The 19,702-nt window shown below is 67.0% G+C and carries 15 protein-coding genes and 1 other annotated feature; of the genes, 8 read left to right on the forward strand and 7 right to left on the reverse strand.

The features are described from left to right. Positions 1–13: 13 nt before the first annotated feature. Both PMI04_RS13025 and PMI04_RS13030 read right to left on the reverse strand, forming a co-directional pair. Positions 14–1,504 (reverse strand): SulP family inorganic anion transporter, encoded by a 1,491-nt coding sequence (locus PMI04_RS13025; RefSeq protein ID WP_081491002.1) that lies wholly within the window; start codon positions 1,502–1,504, stop codon positions 14–16. 62 nt (positions 1,505–1,566) lie between these two features. Further along, positions 1,567–1,622, reverse strand: a sequence feature (sul1 is cis-regulatory element that is thought to sense ions involved in sulfur or methionine metabolism; They are found in Alphaproteobacteria). A gap of 55 nt (positions 1,623–1,677) precedes the next feature. Further along, positions 1,678–3,432, reverse strand: a complete 1,755-nt coding sequence (locus PMI04_RS13030; protein ID WP_007708940.1) for a chloride channel protein — start codon at positions 3,430–3,432, stop codon at positions 1,678–1,680. Positions 3,433–3,578: 146 nt separating this feature from the next. Between PMI04_RS13030 and trpD the strand changes: the two genes are divergently transcribed. The 5 genes from trpD (at position 3,579) to lexA (ending at position 7,801) form a co-directional block, all read left to right on the forward strand. Next, entirely contained in the window at positions 3,579–4,586 is a 1,008-nt protein-coding gene (trpD, locus tag PMI04_RS13035) for an anthranilate phosphoribosyltransferase (protein WP_007708943.1), read from the forward strand. Then, a complete protein-coding gene (gene trpC, locus PMI04_RS13040; protein ID WP_004207475.1) occupies positions 4,583–5,374 on the forward strand; it encodes an indole-3-glycerol phosphate synthase TrpC in 792 nt (263 codons plus the stop codon). The genes trpD and trpC overlap by 4 nt, the downstream gene beginning before the upstream one ends. After that, positions 5,371–5,856, forward strand: coding sequence for a cyclic pyranopterin monophosphate synthase MoaC (gene moaC / locus PMI04_RS13045; RefSeq protein WP_007708948.1), 486 nt, complete (start codon positions 5,371–5,373; stop codon positions 5,854–5,856). Before trpC ends, moaC begins: the two co-directional genes overlap by 4 nt. Next, complete coding sequence (glp, locus tag PMI04_RS13050) at positions 5,853–7,037, forward strand: gephyrin-like molybdotransferase Glp (protein ID WP_007708951.1); 1,185 nt, start codon at positions 5,853–5,855, stop codon at positions 7,035–7,037. The genes moaC and glp overlap by 4 nt, the downstream gene beginning before the upstream one ends. Before the next feature lie 86 nt (positions 7,038–7,123). Continuing rightward, positions 7,124–7,801, forward strand: a complete 678-nt coding sequence (lexA, locus tag PMI04_RS13055) for a transcriptional repressor LexA (RefSeq protein WP_007708952.1) — start codon at positions 7,124–7,126, stop codon at positions 7,799–7,801. Here the strand turns inward: lexA and PMI04_RS13060 are convergent. After that, positions 7,792–9,945: a ComEC/Rec2 family competence protein gene (locus tag PMI04_RS13060; RefSeq protein WP_349293585.1), complete on the reverse strand. Its 2,154-nt coding sequence runs from the start codon at positions 9,943–9,945 to the stop codon at positions 7,792–7,794. The genes lexA and PMI04_RS13060 overlap by 10 nt on opposite strands. 15 nt (positions 9,946–9,960) lie before the next feature. On the opposite strand from PMI04_RS13060, the gene gltX reads away from it, so the two are divergent. Then, positions 9,961–11,415 (forward strand): glutamate--tRNA ligase, encoded by a 1,455-nt coding sequence (gene gltX / locus PMI04_RS13065; protein WP_007709173.1) that lies wholly within the window; start codon positions 9,961–9,963, stop codon positions 11,413–11,415. Between the two features lie 20 nt (positions 11,416–11,435). Beyond that, a complete protein-coding gene (locus PMI04_RS13070) occupies positions 11,436–12,722 on the forward strand; it encodes a citrate synthase (RefSeq protein ID WP_007709176.1) in 1,287 nt (428 codons plus the stop codon). Between the two features lie 108 nt (positions 12,723–12,830). Here the strand turns inward: PMI04_RS13070 and PMI04_RS13075 are convergent, their stop codons facing one another. From PMI04_RS13075 to PMI04_RS13090, 4 genes are all read right to left on the reverse strand, one after another. Beyond that, complete coding sequence (locus PMI04_RS13075; RefSeq protein ID WP_037486252.1) at positions 12,831–14,222, reverse strand: HAMP domain-containing sensor histidine kinase; 1,392 nt, start codon at positions 14,220–14,222, stop codon at positions 12,831–12,833. Continuing rightward, positions 14,219–15,274, reverse strand: a complete 1,056-nt coding sequence (locus PMI04_RS13080; protein ID WP_081491005.1) for a DUF2336 domain-containing protein — start codon at positions 15,272–15,274, stop codon at positions 14,219–14,221. Before PMI04_RS13080 ends, PMI04_RS13075 begins: the two co-directional genes overlap by 4 nt. Before the next feature lie 87 nt (positions 15,275–15,361). Continuing rightward, positions 15,362–16,534 (reverse strand): hypothetical protein, encoded by a 1,173-nt coding sequence (locus PMI04_RS13085; RefSeq protein ID WP_007709185.1) that lies wholly within the window; start codon positions 16,532–16,534, stop codon positions 15,362–15,364. A 91-nt stretch (positions 16,535–16,625) separates the two neighbouring features. After that, positions 16,626–16,928, reverse strand: a complete 303-nt coding sequence (locus PMI04_RS13090; RefSeq protein WP_007709187.1) for an Hpt domain-containing protein — start codon at positions 16,926–16,928, stop codon at positions 16,626–16,628. Positions 16,929–17,009: 81 nt separating this feature from the next. On the opposite strand from PMI04_RS13090, the gene PMI04_RS13095 reads away from it, so the two are divergent. Next, positions 17,010–19,682 (forward strand): hypothetical protein, encoded by a 2,673-nt coding sequence (locus PMI04_RS13095; protein WP_007709189.1) that lies wholly within the window; start codon positions 17,010–17,012, stop codon positions 19,680–19,682. Positions 19,683–19,702: the final 20 nt, after the last annotated feature.

The following is a 19,702-nucleotide window of genomic DNA, read 5'->3' on the forward strand; positions in this document are numbered from 1 at the left end:
GGCAGGCCGCATGTCAGTGCGGCACCGCCCCCGTCTCCACCCCGGTCTTGTCGTGCAGGGCGAAGCGGTCGACGATGTCGGCGCTCGCCCGGTTATAGCCGACCACCTCGACCATGCGCCCCTCGCGCCGCAGCCGGGCGATGATCTTGTCGAGCGCGCCGACACCCGAAATATCCCAGAAATGCGCGCCCGACACGTCGATCCGCACATGGGTCGCGCTTTCCTCGCCCGTGAAGGCGCGGGTGAAGCGGTCGACCGAGGCGAAGAATATCTGGCCGGTGACGCGATAGGTCGCCCGGCCATCGGCCACGCTGAGCTCCACCGCGAACATGCGCTGCACCTTGGCGGCGAAGAAGATGCCCGACAAAAGCACCCCGGTCAGCACGCCCAGCGACAGGTCGCGCGTCGCCACCACGACCACCACCGTCGCCAGCATCACCGCCGAGGAGGTCGGCGGATGGCGCCGCAGATTGGCGATCGAGGCCCAGCTGAACGTGCCGATCGACACCATCACCATCACCGCGACCAGCGCCGGCATCGGGATGCGGCCGACCCACGGCCCCAGCACCGCCAGCAGGAACAGCAGGAAGGCGCCAGCGACGAAGGTCGACAGCCGCCCGCGTCCGCCGGACGTGACGTTGATCACCGACTGGCCGATCATCGCGCAGCCGCCCATGCCGCCGAACAGGGACGCGACGATATTCGCCCCGCCCTGCCCCAGGCATTCGCGCTGCTTGTCGCTGTCGCTATCGGTCATGTCGTCGACGATCTGCGCGGTCAGCAGCGATTCGAGCAGGCCGACCGCCGCCATCGTCACCGAATAGGGCAGGATGATGCGCAGCGTGTCCCAGGTCAGCGGCACCTGCGGCAGGGCAAGGCTCGGCAGTCCTTCAGGCAGGCGCCCCATGTCGCCGACGGTATGGACCGGCAGGCCCAGGCCGATCGACAGCGCGCTCAGCAGCGCGATCGCCACCAGCGGCGCCGGCACCGCCTTGGTGATCCGGGGAAAGAGATAGATGATGGCCAGGCCTCCCAACACCATCGCATAGGTCTGCCAGCCGACGTTCGTCAGCTGCGGCAATTGCGCCATGAAGATCAGGATCGCCAGCGCATTGACGAAGCCGGTGATGACCGATCGCGACACGAACTGCATCAGCAGGTCGAGCCGCAGCAGCCCGGCGATGATCTGCACCACCCCCATCAGGATCGTGGCGGCGAACAGATATTCGACGCCATGCTCGCGCACCAGCGGGCCGACCAGCACGGCGACGGCGGCGGTCGCGGCGGAGATCATCCCCGGCCGCCCGCCGATCAGGGCGATGGTGATGGCGATCGCCACCGAGGCATAGAGGCCGACGCGCGGGTCGACCCCGGCGATGATGGAAAAGCCGATCGCTTCGGGGATCAGGGCGAGCGCGACGACGATGCCGGCCATGATGTCATGGCGCGCCGTCCGAGCGTCGCTGAACCATTGGCGGCGATAGCGGCTGAAAAATTGGGTCATGTCGAAAATCCACATCAGGTCACATGGCGCCAGCTCCGGGCGCGTTCGATAATCATGTGTGATGTTGTCCGGCGGATCGGCGGCCGGAATAGCCACCCGGAATTTCACCGGGTCCATGCGAATGCCGGCCTTCTACAGCCCTGCCCCGCCAATGCAAGCCCGGCCCGCGCGCTCTATCCCTCGCCGAACAGCGCCCTTTGCGAGCTTTCGATTTCCTCGAAATAGCGCCGCCGCGCATGTTTCTCGGTCAGCACGCCCAGTACCAGCCCGCTTTCGTCCACCACCGCCAGCTCGTCCGCCGCCGCCTTGTCGAACAAAGGCAGGATCGCGCGGATATCCGCGTCGGCCCGCAGCGCAATATCGGCCATCGTTGCCAGCGGCGCGATCGGCGCATCCTCCGCCAGTTCGGGGCGATAGGCCGCCGCCGTCGGCACGATGCCGCGATAGCCGCCCGCGCCGTCGATCATGATCGCCTTGCTCGCCGACCCCAGCGGCACCAGCGCGCGAAACTGGCCGACATTCATCCTATCGGGCACTGACACCCAGTCGCGCCGCATCATCCGCCCGGCGGTCAGGTTCATCACCCAGCCAATGTCGCGCGGGCTGCGGATGGTCGATCCACGCAGATGCAGCCGCCAGGTGGAGAAGGAGTAACCGAACATTTCCCGCGTCACCGCGCTCGACAGCAGCGACGCGGTCAGCACCACGCCCATCAGCTGGAAATCATGGGTCGTTTCCAGCATCAGCAGCCCCAGCGTCATCGGCCCGCCGACGATCGCGACGCTCAGCGCCGCCATCCCCACCAGCGCCGCATCATTGGGGTCGAGCGACCAGCCGATCCCGACAAGGTCGATCAGCTGCGCGAAAATCTGCCCCGCCAGCGATCCCAGGAACAAAGACGCGAAGAACAGCCCGCCGCGAAAGCCGAAGCTCAGCGAGATCACCGACGCCGCGATCTTGAGGCACAGGACCATCAGCAGCACGGTCCAGTCGGGCAGCAGGATGAGGTTGAGGTGCAGCGCGCCATGCCCGGCCGACAGCGTCTGCGGCGTCAACCAGGCGAGCGGCATCAGCAGCACGCCGCCGATCACCGGTCGCCACCGCCCCGGCCAGGTCCAGCCCTGCACCCGCAGCTCGGCAAAGGTCACCATCCGCATGATAAGGATACCCAGCCCCGCGCAGAGCAGGCCCAGCAGCGCATAGAGAAGATAGTCCACCGTCCCCAATATCCGGTCCGCCGTGGTCGCGATCAGCCAGGGCTCGACGCCCAAAGCGCGCGTCACGAAGGCCGCGCTCAAGGCTGCCGCCACCACCGGCGCGATCGCGGCGGGCGTATAATGGCCGATCACGATCTCGAACGCATAAAAGGCGCCGGCCAGTGGCGCGCCGAACGCCGCGCCCACGCCCGCCCCTGCACCCGCGCCGACCAGGGTACGCAGATCATTGCGCCGCAGCTTCAGCCATTGGCCCAGCAGCGACGCGACGCCGCCGCCCATCTGCGCATAGGCCGCCTCCAGCCCGACCGAGGCGCCCGCCCCGTTCGACAGCACCGTCTGCCCGGCGATCACCAGATTGTCGGCCATCGGGATGCGCCCGCCATGCAGGGCATTGGCCTCCACCACGTCGATCAGCGGCCTTTGCCGGCGGCGCAGCAGCCGCGCCAGCAACACCAGCGCCAGCCCGCCCAGCGGCAGGCCCAGCAGTCGCCAGGGATGGCGGATCTCGCCCAGCGCGCTCAGCCGGTTGATGCTGACGCCATAGAGCAGCTCCTGAATGCCATGCGCCATCAGCTGCAACAGGTTGGTGATCAGGCCCGCCGCCACGCCCGCCAGCACGGCGAGCAGGATGAAGGCCGCCTCGCTCTCGCGCAACCGACGGCGCTGGCGGATGGCAAGGCTCCAGAACAGGGTCGACCAGGGGCGGCGCATGGCTTCCCCGACAACGCCCCTTTGGCGCCCACGTCAAGCCCCACACGTCAAGCCAATTGCCGGACCACGCAACAAAATTCCAATTGGCGGGCAAATAGCATGTCGCCCTCGACTTTCGCGCGTGGGCGGGACTAAAGGCTTGGCCCATGACCGTTCTGCTCAATTCCGGCCTGCCCGATCCCAGCGCGCCCCTGGCCGCCGACGAAGCCGCCCGCGCCTTCGACCTGCTGTTCGACGCCGACCTGTCGGACGAGGCGATCGCCGGCTTTCTCGTCACCATGGCGCGGCGCGGCGAGACCGCGACGGAGATTGCCGCCGCCGCCCGTGCGATGCGCGCCCGGATGATCCCGGTCGACGCGCCCGACGGCACGATCGACGTCTGCGGCACCGGCGGCGACGGCCATCATACGCTCAACGTCTCGACCGCCGTCAGCCTGGTGGTCGCGGCCGCCGGCGTGCCGGTCGCCAAGCATGGCAATCGCGCCGCCTCGTCCAAGGCGGGCGCGGCCGACACGCTCGAAGCGCTCGGCCTTGACCTCGATCGCGCCGCCGCCACGGCGGAAGCGACGCTCAAGGATCTGGGCATCTGCTTCCTGTTCGCGCAAAATTACCATCCGGCGCTCAAACGCCTCGGCCCGATCCGCCGGTCGATCGGCGAACGCACCATCTTCAACCTGATGGGGCCGCTCGCCAATCCCGCCAATGTCCGTCGCCAGCTCGTCGGCATCGCCCGCCCCGCCTATGTCCCCATCTATGCCGATGCGCTGGGCCAGCTTGGCGCCACCCATGCGATGATCGTGTCGGGGGACGAGGGGCTGGACGAACTCTCGCTCGCCGGCGGCAACGACATTGCCGAGGTGACGGCCGACGGCGTGGTCGCGATGCGGCGCCTGACCGCTGCCGAACTGGGCCTCTCGACCCATCCCGTCACCGCCATTCGCGGCGGCGACCCGGCCCATAATGCCGCAGCGCTCCGTGCCCTGCTCCAGGGCGAGGCCGGCGCTTATCGCGACGCCGTGCTGCTCAACGCCGCCGCCGCTTTGGTGGTGGCTGACGCCGCCCATGATTTCCGCGATGGCGTCGAACAGGCCGCCGAAGCGATCGACAACGGCCTTGCCAATGCGCTCCTCAATTGCTGGATTGCCTATCAATGACCAACAAGCTCATCGAAATCTGCGATTTCAAGCGCGAGGATGTTGCCCGCCGCAAGGCCGCGACCACGATCGCGTCGCTCCACGCCCGCGCCAGCGAGCAGACTCCGCCGCGCGGCTTCCGCAGGGCGCTGGACGATGCCGCCCGCTCGGGTTTCGGCCTGATCGCGGAGGTGAAGAAGGCCAGCCCGTCCAAGGGGCTGATCCGTGCCGATTTCGATCCGCCGGCCCATGCCGTCGCCTATGCCGCCGGTGGCGCCGCCTGCCTTTCGGTGCTGACCGACGAGCCCTATTTCCAGGGCCATGACGATTATCTGATGGCCGCCCGCTCGGCCTGCGCCCTGCCGGTGCTGCGCAAGGATTTCATCGTCGATCCCTGGCAGATCCTCGAAAGCCGCGCGCTCGGCGCCGACGCGATCCTGATCATCGTCGCCGCGCTGGACGACGGCCAGATGCAGGAGATCGAGGACGCCGCGCTCGGCCTTGGCATGGACGCCCTGATCGAGGTGCATGACGAGGCCGAACTGGAACGCGCGCTCAAGCTCCGCTCGCGCCTGATCGGCGTCAATAATCGCGACCTGCGCGATTTCAGCGTCGATTTCGCCCGCACCTATGAACTGGTCGGCAAGGCGCCCGACGGCTGCACCTTCGTCGCCGAAAGCGGCCTTGGCTCCCATGCCGACCTCACCGCCATGGCCGATCATGGCGTGCGCTGCTTCCTGGTCGGCGAGACGCTGATGCGCCAGGCCGATGTCGAGGCGGCGACCCGCAACCTGCTGACCGGCGCATGACCGGCCTCACCCATCTGGACGAGGATGGCGCCGCCCGCATGGTCGATGTCTCGGCCAAGGCGGTGACCGCGCGCGAGGCGGTGGCCGCCGGGCGCATCACCATGGCGGCCGACGCTGCGCAGGCGATCGCCGCCGGCCTCGTCAAGAAGGGCGATGTACTGGCCGTCGCCCGCGTCGCCGGCATCATGGCGGCCAAGCGCACCGCCGAACTGATCCCGCTCTGCCATCCGATCCCGCTGAGCGCCGTCACCATCGACTTCGCCCTCCACGACGATGGCGTCACCGTCACCGCGACCGCGCGCACCGCCGGCCAGACCGGGGTGGAGATGGAGGCGCTGACCGCCGCCACCGCCGCCTTGCTCACCGTCTATGATATGGCCAAGGCGCTCGATAAGGGCATGATAATCTGCGATGTTCGCCTGCTCGCCAAGCGCGGCGGCAAGTCGGGCGACTGGACCGCGCCGGAGCATGCCGGCCGATGAGCCTGATGCCGGTCGCGGACGCGCAGGCGCGGCTCCTTGCCCTCGCCGATCCGCTGCCGACCGAACTTGTGCCCGTTACCGCCTGCGCGGGCCGCTGGCTCGCCACTGACGTCGCCGCGCTCCGCGACCAGCCATGGGCCGACCTTTCCGCGATGGACGGCTATGCTGTACGCGCATCCGAAGGCGCGGGGCCGTGGCAGGTGATCGCCACCAGCAGCGCGGGCGATGCCGATGTCCCGGCCCTGCAACCGGGCCAGGCCTGCCGCATCTTCACTGGCGCCCCCTTGCCGGCCGGCGCGGACGTCATTTTGATCCAGGAAAATGCCACGCGCGACGGCGACAAGCTGACCGCGCATGACGGCACCCTGTCGCCCGGCAAACATGTCCGCCCGCTCGGCTCCGATTTCCGCGCCGGCACACCGCTGGTCGGCGCCGGCAGCCGCCTTACGCCGGGCCAGATCGCGCTTGCGGTGCTGGGCGGTCATGGCAGCCTGCCCGTCGGCGCGCGGCCCCGCGTCGCCCTGCTGTCCACCGGCAATGAACTGGTTCCGCCCGGCGCGCCGACCCCGCCGGGCTTCCTCCCCTCCTCCAACGCGCCGATGCTCGCCGCCCTGCTCGCCGCGCTGCCCTGCGAGGTGATCGACCTCGGCATCGTGCCCGACGATCTCGCCGCCATGACGCGGGCGCTGGAACAGGCGGCACAGGCCGACATCATCGTCTCGACTGGCGGCGCCTCGGTCGGCGACCATGACTATGTCCGCCCCGCCTTCGCCGCCGCCGGCGGCACGCTCGATTTCTACAAGATCGCGATGCGGCCGGGCAAACCGCTGATGGCCGGGCGCCTTGGCAATGCGACCTTCCTCGGTCTGCCGGGCAATCCGGTCTCCGCCTTCGTCACCGGTACCCTGTTCCTCTGCCCGCTGGTCCGCCATCTCGCCGGATCGCGCACGCCACTGCCACCGATCGTGCAGGCCCGCCTGGCCGCGCCGCTGCCCGCGACGGAGGAACGCGATGACTATCTGCGCGCCTATCATTCCGCCAACGGCATCGTGTCGGTCACCGCGCAGGACAGCGCCGCCACCGCGGCCATGGCGACGGCGGATTGCCTCATCAGGCGCCCTGCGGGGGCACCTCCAGCCGTCAGCGGCGATTGGGTCGACATATTGCCGCTCTCCTCCTGAGCCTAAAGCGCTGTACCGCTTTAGGCGCTTGACTTGCCCCTTTCCGTTTCCTATGCGTTCTTCATTCGTTCCATGGAGGATCGCCGATGTTGACGCCCAAGCAGCAGGAATTGCTGAGCTTCATTCAGACCCGGCTGGAAGAAGGCGGCGTGTCTCCTTCGTTCGAGGAGATGAAGGACGCGCTCGACCTGCGCTCCAAGTCCGGTATCCACCGCCTGATCAACGCGCTGGAAGAGCGTGGCTTCATCCGCCGCCTGCCCAACCGCGCGCGCGCGCTGGAGGTGCTGAAGCTGCCTGACGCGATGCACCGCCCCCCCGCCCCGGCCGTTGCGGTGCCCAAGACGCCAGCGCCGGCCGTGCTGCTGCCGACCGCCGCCAATGACGTGATCGAAATCCCGCTGCACGGCCGCATCGCCGCCGGCGTCCCGATCGAGGCGATGGAAAGCCACACCATGCTGTCCGTTCCCGCCGCCTTGCTCGGCTCGGGCGATCATTATGCGCTCGAAGTCTCCGGAGACTCGATGATGGAGGCCGGCATTCTCGACGGCGACTTCGCGCTGATCCAGCGCACCGATGTCGCGCGCGAGGGCCAGATCGTCGTCGCCCTGATCGACGATGCCGAAGCCACGCTCAAATATTTCCGCCGCGAAGGCAGCCGGGTCCGGCTCGATCCCGCCAATGCCGCCTATGAACCGCAGATCTACGATCCGCGCCAGGTCCGCATCCAGGGCAAGCTCGCCGGCCTGCTGCGCCGCTACAACTGACCGGCTGGTCGGGGCCGGCGGCGCACGATCCACGGATGCGCGTCGCCGGGCCGATGGACGGTGTGAACTTTGCCGCGTTCAAGGCCAATCGACAGGCCGCCGGTGCGTGACAGCAGCCGGCGGTCGATCTTCATCCAGCGCGGCCGGCACCACCAGGGCAGCCCCCGGTCGCTGATGACGATATCGGCCGCTGCGCAATCCCGCTCCAATATCGGCCGATCGACCAGCATCGCATTGCGCGTCACCAGCAGACGCCAATCGCGCCCACCCCGGGGCAATGTCACCGCGCACAGGTCTGTCGAACAGCGCGCCTGCTTCATCGTCGCGATCGCCTCCAGCGTCCCATCATAGCCCGCGCTCTCGCTCAGCACGTCGCGCACATAATCGCCCGCCCCCTCGCGCAGCAGCGCCATCGCCCCCGCCGGCGTCCGCACCGCGACATGCCGCCCGTCGCCGGTCACTATTATGTCGGGCGGCGCCAGCAATGCGATGCCGATCAGGCCGATCATGACCGGCGCCAACCCCAGCCAGCGCCAACGGCTGCGCCAGAGCAGGCACCAGAGGCCACCCACCACAATGATCCCGAAAATCCAGCCCGGCACCGCCGGCGCCAGCATCACCGCCATCGGGCTGGCCGCCACGCCATGCGCCACCGCCAGCAACAGCGCGATCGCCTTGGCCGTGAGCCACCAGAAGGGCGCGCCCAGCCCGACCAGATCGAAGCACAGGGCCAGCGCCTCCAGCGGCATGATGACGAAGGTGGTGAGCGGGATCGCGACCAGATTGGCCACCGCGCCCAGCAAGCCAGCCTTGTGAAAGTGGAAAAGCGCGATCGGCGCCAGCACCAGTTCGATGGCAAGCCCCGTCATCAGCATCGCCGCCACCGTCCGCCCGGCCTTGCGCGACCAATGCTCGTCCCGCGCCATCGCGAACGCCTTGAACCGGCGATGCTCGCCCAGCGCCACCAGCGCGACCACGGCGGCAAAGCTCATCTGGAAGCTCGGGCCGATCAGCGCCTCGGGCCAGAAGGCCAGAACCACCAGCGCCCCGGTCGCGACCAGCCGCAGGGTGATCGCCTCGCGCCCCAGCGCCAGCCCGCCCAGCACCAGCAGCGCCGCGACGCAGGATCGCACCGTCGGCACCTCCGCCCCGGTCAGCAGCGTATAGCCGATCCCCGCCAGCGCCCCCCCGCCCGCAGCGATCAGCATCAGCGGCCAGTCCAGCGCTGCGCGCGGGATCAGCGCCAGCAGCCGCAGCAACAGAAAGATCACCGCGCCGATCAGCGCCGTCACATGCAGCCCGCTGATCGACAGCAGATGGGCCAGACCGCTGCGCCGCATCGCCTCCGCATCCGCCTCGGCAATCGCGCCCTGATCGCCGGTCGCCAGCGCCACCGCAATCCCCGCCGGTGCGCCTGCCACCTGTCCGCTGATATGATCGAACAGCCGCGCCCGCAGCGTCGGCCCCTCACGCGCCGGCGCCACCACCTCGACCGGCGCCAGCGCTCGCCCGGTCGCTCCGATCCCCTGAAAATAGGCGCGCCGGGCGAAATCGAACGCGCCCGGCACGCTGGGTGGCGCGGGCGGCATCAGCCGGACCCGAAAGCGCAGTATCGCCCCTTTGCCCAGGGCCGGAGGCACATCTGCATCGGCGATATTCACCCGGATCGCCGCCGGCAGCGCAGGCGCATCAATCGGCCGCAGCCCCACCCGCACCATCTGTTGCGCGGGCAGTCGGGCAATCGCGGTCACCTCGCCCGTCACCTGTACGAATATGGGACGCGCCAGCGGCGGTTGCCCCAGCCATATCGCCTTGCCCCAGACCAGCAGGCAACCGATGCAGGCGAGCACCCCGGCGGTGACCAAGATGTGCCGCAATCGCGCGCCAGCCGGCAGCAACAGCGCGAGACAGGCCAAGCCCAGCGCCCCGCAACAATAGCCCAGCCAGTGCATCTGAGCGGGTAGCGCGAACCAGGCGGCAATGCCCGCGCCCAACGCCACCGGCACCCACAGCGCCAGCTGCTCGCGCTCCACTTCCAACCATTGTTCGATCCGCGCAAATCCATTGTGCGCGATACGCACCGTCCTCCGCCCAACGGACGTTTGTCGTGGCTCAAAAGCCATGCTAGGGGGCGTCGCATCCATGGATCAGCAGGAAGAATGTCAGCGAATATGACGGCAAGTGCAACGGGATTGAACAAGCCGGTGGTGACCCGTTTCGCCCCATCGCCAACGGGCTTCCTGCATATTGGCGGTGCCCGCACGGCGCTGTTCAACTGGCTGTTCGCGCGCCATCATGGCGGCAAGTTCCTGCTTCGTATCGAGGATACCGATCGCGCGCGCTCCACCGAGGAAGCCGTAGCCGCCATCTTCGATGGTCTGGAATGGCTGAACCTGGGCGGCGACGAGCCGGCTATGTTCCAGTTCGCGCGCACCCCGCGCCATGCCGAGGTCGCCAACCAGCTGCTCGCCAATGGCCATGCCTATCGCTGCTATGCGACGCAGGAAGAACTGGCCGCGCTGCGCGAGCAGCAGCGCGCCGCCAAGCAGCCGATGCGCTATGACGGCCGCTGGCGCGACCGGTCACCCGAGGAAGCGCCCGAAGGCGCGCCCTTCGTCATCCGGATCAAGGCCCCTCGTGAGGGCGAGACGGTGATCGAGGATGCGGTCCAGGGCCGGGTCGTGGTGCAGAATGCCGAGCTGGACGACATGATCCTGCTCCGGTCGGACGGCACCCCCACCTATATGCTGGCGGTGGTTGTCGACGATCATGACATGGGCGTCACCCATGTCATCCGCGGCGACGACCATCTCAACAACGCCTTCCGCCAACTCGCCATCATCAAGGCCATGGGCTGGGAAGAACCGGTCTATGGCCATATCCCGCTGATCCACGGGTCGGACGGCGCCAAGCTGTCGAAGCGCCATGGCGCACTGGGCGTAGACGCCTATCGCGACGAGATGGGGATGCTGCCCGAAGCGGTGCTCAACTATCTGCTGCGCCTGGGCTGGGGCCATGGCGACGAGGAGATCATCTCGATCGAGCGCGCCATCGAACTGTTCGACATCGATGGCGTCGGCCGCTCGCCCTCGCGCTTCGACATCAAGAAGCTGGAAAATCTCAACGGCCATTATCTGCGCGAGGCGGACGATGGCCGCCTGGCCGCTCTGGTCGCGCCGCGCGTTGAGTCGCGTCTCGATACGCAACTGAATGACGCCCAGCGCGATATTTTGACCCAGGCGATGGTTTCGCTCAAGCCACGGGCCAAGACGCTTAATGAAATTGCGGAGGGAGCAGAGTTTCTGTTCAAATCTTGCCCGCTCGATTTTGACGAGAAGGCATCGGCTCTGCTAGACGTCTCTGCGCGCGCGCTGCTGGTAAAGACAGCCGACGCTCTCTCCCCCGTCCAGTCCTGGACGGTTGAAGCGATCGATGAAGTGATACGCCGCGTGGCAGAGGATGCGGGACTTGGCCTGGGCAAGGTGGCGCAGCCGCTCCGTGCGGCGCTCACCGGGCGCACGGTCTCGCCGGGTATTTTTGATGTCCTCTTCCTTCTGGGGAAAGAGGAAAGCTTGAAGCGACTGACCGCCGCAGGGCACGCGGTGGCCGGTTGACGGCAGTTAAGGAGAAAAACATGTCGGATAATAATGCCAGTTTGACCGTTGGCGGAGAGGCCAAGGACTATGCCATTCTGGATGGCACCATGGGTCCCCAGGTCATCGACGTTCGCAAGCTCTACGCCAACACCGGCATGTTCACCTATGATCCCGGCTTCACCTCGACCGCGAGCTGCGATTCGGGCCTGACCTATATCGACGGCGACGCCGGCGTGCTGCTGCATCGCGGCTATCCGATCGGCCAACTGGCCGAACAGTCCAGCTTTATGGAAGTCTGCTACCTGCTGCTGAACGGCGAACTGCCGTCCAAGGCCGAGCTGGAAGACTTCACCAACACCATCACGCGCCACACCATGGTGCATGAGCAGCTGACCGCCTTCTTCCGTGGCTTCCGTCGCGACGCCCATCCGATGGCGATCATGGTCGGCGTCGTCGGCGCGCTGTCGGCCTTCTATCATGACTCGACCGACATCAACGATCCGGAACAGCGCCGCATCGCCAGCCACCGCCTGATCGCCAAGATGCCGACGATCGCCGCGATGGCGCACAAATATTCGGTGGGCCAGCCCTTCGTCTATCCGCGCAACGATCTGAGCTATACCGCCAATTTCCTGCGCATGACCTTCTCGGTCCCGGCCGAGGAATATGAGCCCGATCCGGTGATCGTGGACGCGATGGACAAGATCTTCATCCTCCATGCCGACCATGAACAGAATGCCTCGACCTCGACCGTGCGCCTCGCCGGTTCGTCGGGCGCCAATCCGTTCGCCTGCATCGCGGCCGGCATCGCCTGCCTGTGGGGTCCGGCCCATGGCGGCGCGAACGAAGCCGCGCTCAACATGCTGCGCGAAATCGGCACCGTCGATCGCATCCCGGAATATATTGCCCGCGCCAAAAACAAGGACGATCCGTTCCGCCTGATGGGCTTTGGCCATCGCGTCTACAAAAATTACGATCCGCGCGCGACCGTGATGCAGAAGACCGCGAAGGACGTGCTGGAGAAGCTGGGCGTCAACGACCCGATCTTCGACGTCGCCAAGGAACTGGAGCAGATCGCGCTCAACGATCCTTATTTCATCGAGAAGAAACTCTACCCGAATGTCGACTTCTATTCGGGCGTGATCCTCTCGGCGATCGGCTTCCCGACCGAAATGTTCACCGTGCTCTTCGCCCTCGCCCGCACCGTCGGCTGGGTCGCGCAGTGGAACGAAATGATTTCGGACCCAGCGCAGAAGATCGGCCGTCCGCGCCAGCTCTACACCGGCCCGACCGAACGGGATTATGTCCCGGTCGACAAGCGCTAAGACGCCAGATCAGAGACAAGAGGAACGGCGCCCGATCGGGCGCCGTTTTTCGTTGGGGCTGCGCCAGCCCATCGGCATGGCCCCGGGCCGCGCGGCGACCGACGCCGATCAGCCCTTGGCGGGCAGGGACAGGATGAAGCGCGCGCCCTCGCCAGGCGTACCGCCAATGGCGATATCGCCGCCCATTGCCCTGGCTAGCCGGCGCGAAATATACAGGCCCAGTCCGCTCCCCCCCGGATCGTCCCGGCCCAGGCGCTCGAATTTCTCGAAAATCCGTTCCCGATCGTCGATCGCGATTCCCGGCCCCTGGTCGATCACCGCGATCCGCGCCTGGCCATGCTCCCGCTCGACAGCGATCCGCACTTGCGATCCTTCGGGCGAATAGCGGATCGCATTGCCGATCAGATTGACCAATATCTGCAGCACGCGCCGGAATTCGCCCATGGCAAGCAGGATTGCCTCGGCTTCGGGCGTGTGAATCATGATCTGCCGGTCCAGTGCCTTGACGCCCAGCAGGCCGGCCGCACGCCGGCCCAGGTCAGCCAGGTCCACCTCTTCGGAAATCACCGTAAAATCGGGGCGATCGATCGCCTGCAGGTCCGCAAGATCGTCCACCAGCGCCATCAGGTGACGGCCCGCCGCCGCAATATCGCCGGCATAGCCGGCATAGTCCGGCCGCAACGGCCCTTCCAGTTGCGCACTGATGGTATCGGCATTGGCGATGATGCGGCCAAGCGGCTGACGCAGCGATCGGTCAAGCCGCTTGCCAAATTCCGCCGGGTATAATGTCAGCAACGCATTGTCCGCCAGTGGCGGCGCGCTTGCCCGTTCGATCGGGCAAGCCTTGCCGCGATAGCCGACCAGATGGCCGGCCAGGTCGAACAGGGGAAACCCCGACAAGCGCACCTCGCTGTCCGGATCGCTGGCCAGCGCCGCAATCTGTTCGCGAAACGCGCGCCGCTGCGTAAAGCCGCGCAGGATGGCCATATCGCCCTCCTCATCGGCCAACAGTTGAAAATATCCGGAAAAACGGCTTCCGGGCAGCGGCGGGTCGACCGGCAGGGCACTTTGCGGGTCGGTCCCGGCCAATACCATCTGGAACCGTAACTGCGTATCGATCTGCCACGTCCAGCCATCGGCAAGCGCAGCCAGGTCCGCCTCGCGCCGGCCATTGTCGCTGCCTGCGATCACCGATGTCCGTTCGTGCCAGTCCACGACGGACAAGGATATGGTCGGCCCATCCGGTCCGTCATCCGCCCTCGCCCGAACCCACATGTCGATGTCGCCGCGCTCGGCCGCCGCGACGATGGGGCGCGACACGGTCACGCCCAGCCGGGCCGTCAGCCGGACGATCGCCGCCAGTTGGGGAATGGCCAATGGCCCATACAGGTCCCCTCCCGCCTCCTGCTGCAGGGCGAGCAACGGCGGATCTGCACTCAAAAGAGTGCCGTCCCCCCTGGCCGTCGCCCGGACAATGGCAGGATGGATCGACATATTCACCCGGCCGTCACGTGTCGCAGATGATCGAGCTTGGCGCGGAAAGCCGCCGGCGCGCGCAAGGCGCGGACGACGGCATCGGCATGATGGTCGGATAACGCCTGATACTGATCCGCTTCCCGCACGATCGCGGCATCGGACAGGCCGGGGCGGATCGGTCGCAAGGCCAGCAACAATTGGCGATAATCGCTACCCGAACCGCCCAATGCCCGGCACAGCGTCGCGATTTGCCCAACCGGCCCCGTCACCAATATGTCGATGACTTGCACAGTCGCCAGCCGCAGCCGTCGTGCGGCCAGCGCAGCGAACAGCAGAAAACGCCGCTGCCCCAGGGCCGCGCCCAGCAATTCTGCGCTATCCGCCCCGTCGCCCAGGCGACGCACCAACTGGTCCGCTGCCGCAATGGGTCCAGTCGCTTCGTCATGGCCCGCCAGCAAGGCCCAGCCGGCGCGCTCGAACATGCCCATGACCACATCATCGGGTTGCAGCGCCGCACGCTGCACCACCGCCGCCAGGCAAGCCGCGGCGGTCCAGAGCAGTTCGGCAAAATGTTCGGCCGGCAGGTCGGGGCGCATCGGCTGCTGTTCTCCACCCGTCGCAAGCCATTGCCCTTCCGCCAGCGACAACGCAATTACCGCATCGCCGATCTCGGGATCGTCGGGCGAGAGAATCGCATCGACCTCCGGGTCCTCAGGCCGTGGACCATCGGGATGGCCCACCTGGCGCAGCAACAGGCTGATGCCGGCGCGCATCTGCATATGCGCCAGCAGTGCCGGCCCCAGCAGCGTCGGCTGGGCACAGATGGTCGGCCAACATATCGGGTCGGGCCAGCGGGCCAATATGGCTGCCACCGCCGGCTCTCCCGCCAGCGCAATGCGCAGCGCCGCCTCGATCGCGGTCAGACATCCCCCCAGGTGCCGCCGCGTCTCCGCGATCAGCGCATCGTGGCGCGAGCGCTCCTCGAACGGAAAGAAGAAAGCCAGATCGATGGCATGTCCGACCGGCACGGCAGACATGCCGGCCATGACATGTGCCATCGGCCAGCTGTCCGTCATTATGGATCCGGCAAGGAACGGGTGGGCACTCATGGCGGGCAGCATAGCCACACGTCCTTAAAATGCACTAAACCCTGTCGAGGAAAATCAGCGTTCGCGGCGCAAAAGAATGATTGCCCCTGCCGACGCGATTGCACACAGCATCGCCAGGTCAAATCCTAGCGGCAACGCCCCCACCAGCGCGGCGGCGACCAGCAGGAACAGGCCGGTTCCCGGCGTGAAAATCATCCATGACCGAGCGCCGCCGGTTTGTCGCCACCGATCGGCGACCATCAATATGCCAAGCAACAAAGCCAGATAGGCGGCCGCCACGCCGGTTCCCGCAAGCATGATGCCAATCAGCGCCAAAGCCGGCGTGACGAAAGCAACCGCACCCTGCGGTGGTAGGCGCAGCGCCAGCTCGTCCAGCCGATCGGCGACCTCCGCCAGCAGCAACGCCAGCAACAACAGGCACAGGCCTGCGGCGGGCCATGCCAATTCCAGCGGCACCAGCGCGATCGCGCCCAGCGCGATCGAAGCAATCCGCATCTGGGTCGCAGGCACCTGCGTACGCATCAAGGCGGGGCCGATGATTCGCGCGGCCGGACCGAACAGATAATGTTCGATACCGCCGCGATTGGCGGAAATGCCCCGCGCGCCGGTCGACATCACCGCCTGCGCCACCAGGTCCGCCTGCTCCTGGCTGTCGACCAGGGCGACCCGCCCTTCCATCAAATCATCCTGCGGCACGGTGATGCGGTCGGCACCGCCCTGCACGGCGGCACGCACCAGCGTCAGCGCCAGATCCCAGTCGCCGATCATGTCCAGCGTACCGAACAGCAGCGCCGGACTGATGCGCACCAGCCCCGCCCAGCGCTGCCCGGCGTCGATTCGCTCGAACGGCGCGCTCGCCCGGCTGTCGTCGGTCACCAGCAGAGCATTGCCATGCTGGCCGCCCAGCGCATCGAAATGCGGCTGTGCCACGATCGCGCCATCGGCAACCAGCAGGACATCCGTGTCGCGCGGCGCATCGCGCACCATCGTCACCATGTCGCGTACCAGCGCCACCGGAATGCCGTCGGCGCTCAGCCGGTCCACGGCCTGCGAGATAGCCGGGGTAATGACGCTGACCAGAATCAGAATGCGATCGGCCCCCGCGCGGATCGCCTGGCGGGCCTGATATTCGATCAGCGTCTGGCCCGCAAAGTGCAGGCTTGCCCGCAGCGAGGATGGCGAATCGCCAGAAACCCGGCTGGCGCTGAGGATGGCCGCAAAAGTCATGAAGTTAGGAAACCGACCCGTTCTGTGTGATGGGTACCTTCTTGCAAGGCCGGCGCTTCCGCGCAAGCGACGCCTTCACGCTTTTGACAGATCAGGACTGCTGGAGGCCGGCCAGTGCCGTGTGCAGGCGCTGGATCACCCGAGGATCGCCCGGAGCCGCCTGGGCCGCTTCATCCGCCAGTGCCATCAGCGTCGTCAGGCCAAAGCTCGCAGCCAGGCCTTTCAGGCGCCAGGCCGCCAGTTCCCAATTGGCATCGCACCGCGATCGCCCCAGCAAGTCGATATGGCGCGATGCGCTTTCGATGAAAGCGACACGCAGGTCCGCGATCAGCCCGGCATCTTCGCCGACCGCAGCGGCCAATGCCGCATTGAGAGCGCCTGGATCATAAGACATCGGGACGGATGCTATCGGACTTGCGTTAAGTTTTGGTAACAAGGCATTTCCGCACGCGGAAAAGATGATAGGATAGGACCCATGAGTGGGGGCAGCACAATCGTCGAGTTCTGGCGAGACGAAGGGACCGCGACCGGCAACGAGTCGCGCGCGGACGACATTTTGCTTTTGAAACAGGCAGTTCTAGATATCGACGAAGGAGCGGATGCGGGATCGGATGGTGAACCCACCATTTTGCGTGCGCGCATTGGCCTGTCGCTGGCCGCAGTCGCATGGCTCGCCTTTGCCGGCTGGGCCACATTTGTCTCGGGACAATGGCACGACGGCCCCGGCGCGTGGCCGGGGCTGGTGGCCACGTTGCTGGTCCCGCTGATCCTGCTCGGTATCGCCTATATCCTCCTGGTCCGTAACAGCCGGACCGAATCCCGCCGATATCTCGATACGGCGCGCGCCTTGCGAACCGAGGCCGATTTGCTGGAGCTGCGGCTGGGGCGGATCGCCGATCGGCTGGAGGCGGCACGCCAGACCATGCAGGATCAGGCAGAGCTGCTCGACAGCTATGGCGCTGCCGCCAGCAGCAATATGGAGGCGTCGGCCGAACTGATCGCGGGCCGCGCCCAGACGACGGCGACCCGCGCCGAAGCGGCCGATCAGGCCGCTGCCGCGCTCGTCGCGCGGATGGACGGGCTGATCGCTGCCATGCCCGAACTGGAGGATCGCGCCACCCGCATGGCGGCGCAGATCATGGACAACGGGCGCGCGCTGGCCGAACGGATCGACACGCTGGAAACACGGCTGCATGCCGTGGGCGAATTGTCCGACGATGCGCGCGCGCGCACCCTGTCCGCGACCAAGAGCCTGTCGAGCCAGCTTGGCCTGCTTCAGGAAACGACCCGGTCGGCGACCGATGAGGTCAACGGCCTGGCCGACATTGCCGCCGGGCGGATTGAAGCGACGCTGGCAAGCGCGCGAACGGCCATGGGCGAAAGCCGCGCGGATATCGACGCGCAATCTGCTGCTCTTTCGGCCCTGATCGAACGGGCCGAGGCGGGGATCGCCGGCACCGGCGAGCGCGCACTCGGCATCTTGGCGCAGGATCTCGAAAGTGCCGAGGCGGTTCTGCGCGAACGGCTCGACGCTTCGCTTGCCCAGGTACGCGATACCATGGCCGTCGCCCAGGAAGGGCTGTCGACGCAGCGCGCCACGCTGGAGGCGCTGGTGGCCCGGGCACAGGCCGGCATCACCGCCACCAGCCAGAGCGCGCTCGCCACCCTCGACCATGAGCTGGGCGCGATCGAGGGAGATTTGCGCCGGCGGCTGGATGCTACGCTGACCCAGGCGCAGGAGATGATGGCGCTGACCGATACGGGCCTGAACGGCCAGGCGGCGGCGCTCGACGCGTTGATCGCGCGCTCGCGCGAAAGCATAGCCGCGATCGGCAACGACACGGTCGCGGGCCTGACGGATGATATCGGCGAAGTGGAAAGCCGCCTGCACCAGATCAATGATCTGGTCGAGGGACAGCGAACATTGATGGCCGGGCTTCATGGCACGCTCAACCAGACCATCGACCAGACGGAGGCACGCTTCGCCGCGCTTGAGGATAATGCCCTCGCCCGCAGCCAGCGGCTCACCGAAGCGCTGGCCCGGTTGACGGAGGAAACGCGACGGATCGACGAGGCTCTTGCCGACGGTGGCATGACTGCGGAAAAGCTGATCGGCAGTGCCGAAACCCTGCTGGTCGCACTCGATTCCAGCGTCCGCGAACTGGACGAAACCTATCCCGGGGCGCTGCAGCGCTTTGACGCGCGCATGGAGACCAGCCGCGCGCTGCTGGGGGCCGCCACCCCCGAACTGGAACGACTCGAGGCGATTTCCGAAGCGCTGGTCGGCCGCACGCAGGAGGCGGAGGAAATGCTGCGCGGCCAGGGCCGCCGCCTCAGCGAATGGCTTGAAAGCACGCAAAGTGGCATCGAGGCCAATCGCGACCTGGTGGAACGCTTCCGGATTGCCCTCGACGGCGCGCATGAGGATACCACCCGCATCACGGAAGGCGCTGGCCCCTTGCTGGTCACCGCGCTGCTGCGCGTCAAGGACACAGCCGAACAGGCCGCCGAACGCGCGCGCCAGGCGCTGGGCCGGGCCATCCCCGACGCCGCGCAGGAACTGGCGGATGCCAGCGCAGAGGCCATGCAGAATGCGATCGGCGATCAGGTTGCGGCGCAGGTCGCCAAGCTGGCGGGTGTGGCCGAGGAAGCCGTGCGTGCCGCGCATCAGGCCTCCGATCGCCTGACCCGGCAGTTGCTGACCCTCGCCGACACCAGTGCCGGGCTGGAACAGCGACTGGAAGAAGCCGAACGTGTGTCGGAAAATCGCGACCGCGACCATTTCTCGCGCCGTTCCGCGCTGTTGATCGAATCGCTCAACAGCACTGCGATCGACGTCGCCAAGATCCTGTCCAACGATGTGACCGACACCAATTGGTCGGCCTATCTGAAGGGCGATCGCGGCGTCTTCACCCGGCGCGCGGTCAAGCTGCTCGACGCCGGCGAGTCCCGCGAGATTGCGCTGCACTATGACAATGACGCGGATTTCCGCGAGCATGTGAACCGCTACATCCACGATTTCGAGGCGATGCTGCGGATCATCCTGTCGGCCCGCGACGGCAACGCTCTGGGCGTCGCCATCCTCTCGTCCGACATGGGCAAGCTCTATGTCGCCCTCGCCCAGGCGATCGAACGCCTGCGGCAATAAGGATCAGGGGCGGCGCCCGG

The organism is Sphingobium sp. AP49 (genome assembly GCF_000281715.2).
Classification (GTDB): domain Bacteria; phylum Pseudomonadota; class Alphaproteobacteria; order Sphingomonadales; family Sphingomonadaceae; genus Sphingobium.

Excerpts from the sequence above, each read along its gene's own strand:
- PMI04_RS13070 (WP_007709176.1), top strand. The coding sequence starts at position 11,436 with ATGTCGGATAATAATGCCAGTTTGACCGTTGGCGGAGAGGCCAAGGAC.
- PMI04_RS13060 (WP_349293585.1), bottom strand. The coding sequence starts at position 9,945 with ATGGATGCGACGCCCCCTAGCATGGCTTTTGAGCCACGACAAACGTCC.
- PMI04_RS13090 (WP_007709187.1), bottom strand. The coding sequence starts at position 16,928 with ATGTCTTATGATCCAGGCGCTCTCAATGCGGCATTGGCCGCTGCGGTC.
- PMI04_RS13080 (WP_081491005.1), bottom strand. The coding sequence starts at position 15,274 with ATGACGGACAGCTGGCCGATGGCACATGTCATGGCCGGCATGTCTGCC.
- trpD (WP_007708943.1), top strand. The coding sequence starts at position 3,579 with ATGACCGTTCTGCTCAATTCCGGCCTGCCCGATCCCAGCGCGCCCCTG.
- trpC (WP_004207475.1), top strand. The coding sequence starts at position 4,583 with ATGACCAACAAGCTCATCGAAATCTGCGATTTCAAGCGCGAGGATGTT.
- PMI04_RS13085 (WP_007709185.1), bottom strand. The coding sequence starts at position 16,534 with ATGACTTTTGCGGCCATCCTCAGCGCCAGCCGGGTTTCTGGCGATTCG.
- gltX (WP_007709173.1), top strand. The coding sequence starts at position 9,961 with ATGTCAGCGAATATGACGGCAAGTGCAACGGGATTGAACAAGCCGGTG.
- PMI04_RS13095 (WP_007709189.1), top strand. The coding sequence starts at position 17,010 with ATGAGTGGGGGCAGCACAATCGTCGAGTTCTGGCGAGACGAAGGGACC.
- glp (WP_007708951.1), top strand. The coding sequence starts at position 5,853 with ATGAGCCTGATGCCGGTCGCGGACGCGCAGGCGCGGCTCCTTGCCCTC.
- lexA (WP_007708952.1), top strand. The coding sequence starts at position 7,124 with ATGTTGACGCCCAAGCAGCAGGAATTGCTGAGCTTCATTCAGACCCGG.
- moaC (WP_007708948.1), top strand. The coding sequence starts at position 5,371 with ATGACCGGCCTCACCCATCTGGACGAGGATGGCGCCGCCCGCATGGTC.
- PMI04_RS13025 (WP_081491002.1), bottom strand. The coding sequence starts at position 1,504 with ATGACCCAATTTTTCAGCCGCTATCGCCGCCAATGGTTCAGCGACGCT.
- PMI04_RS13030 (WP_007708940.1), bottom strand. The coding sequence starts at position 3,432 with ATGCGCCGCCCCTGGTCGACCCTGTTCTGGAGCCTTGCCATCCGCCAG.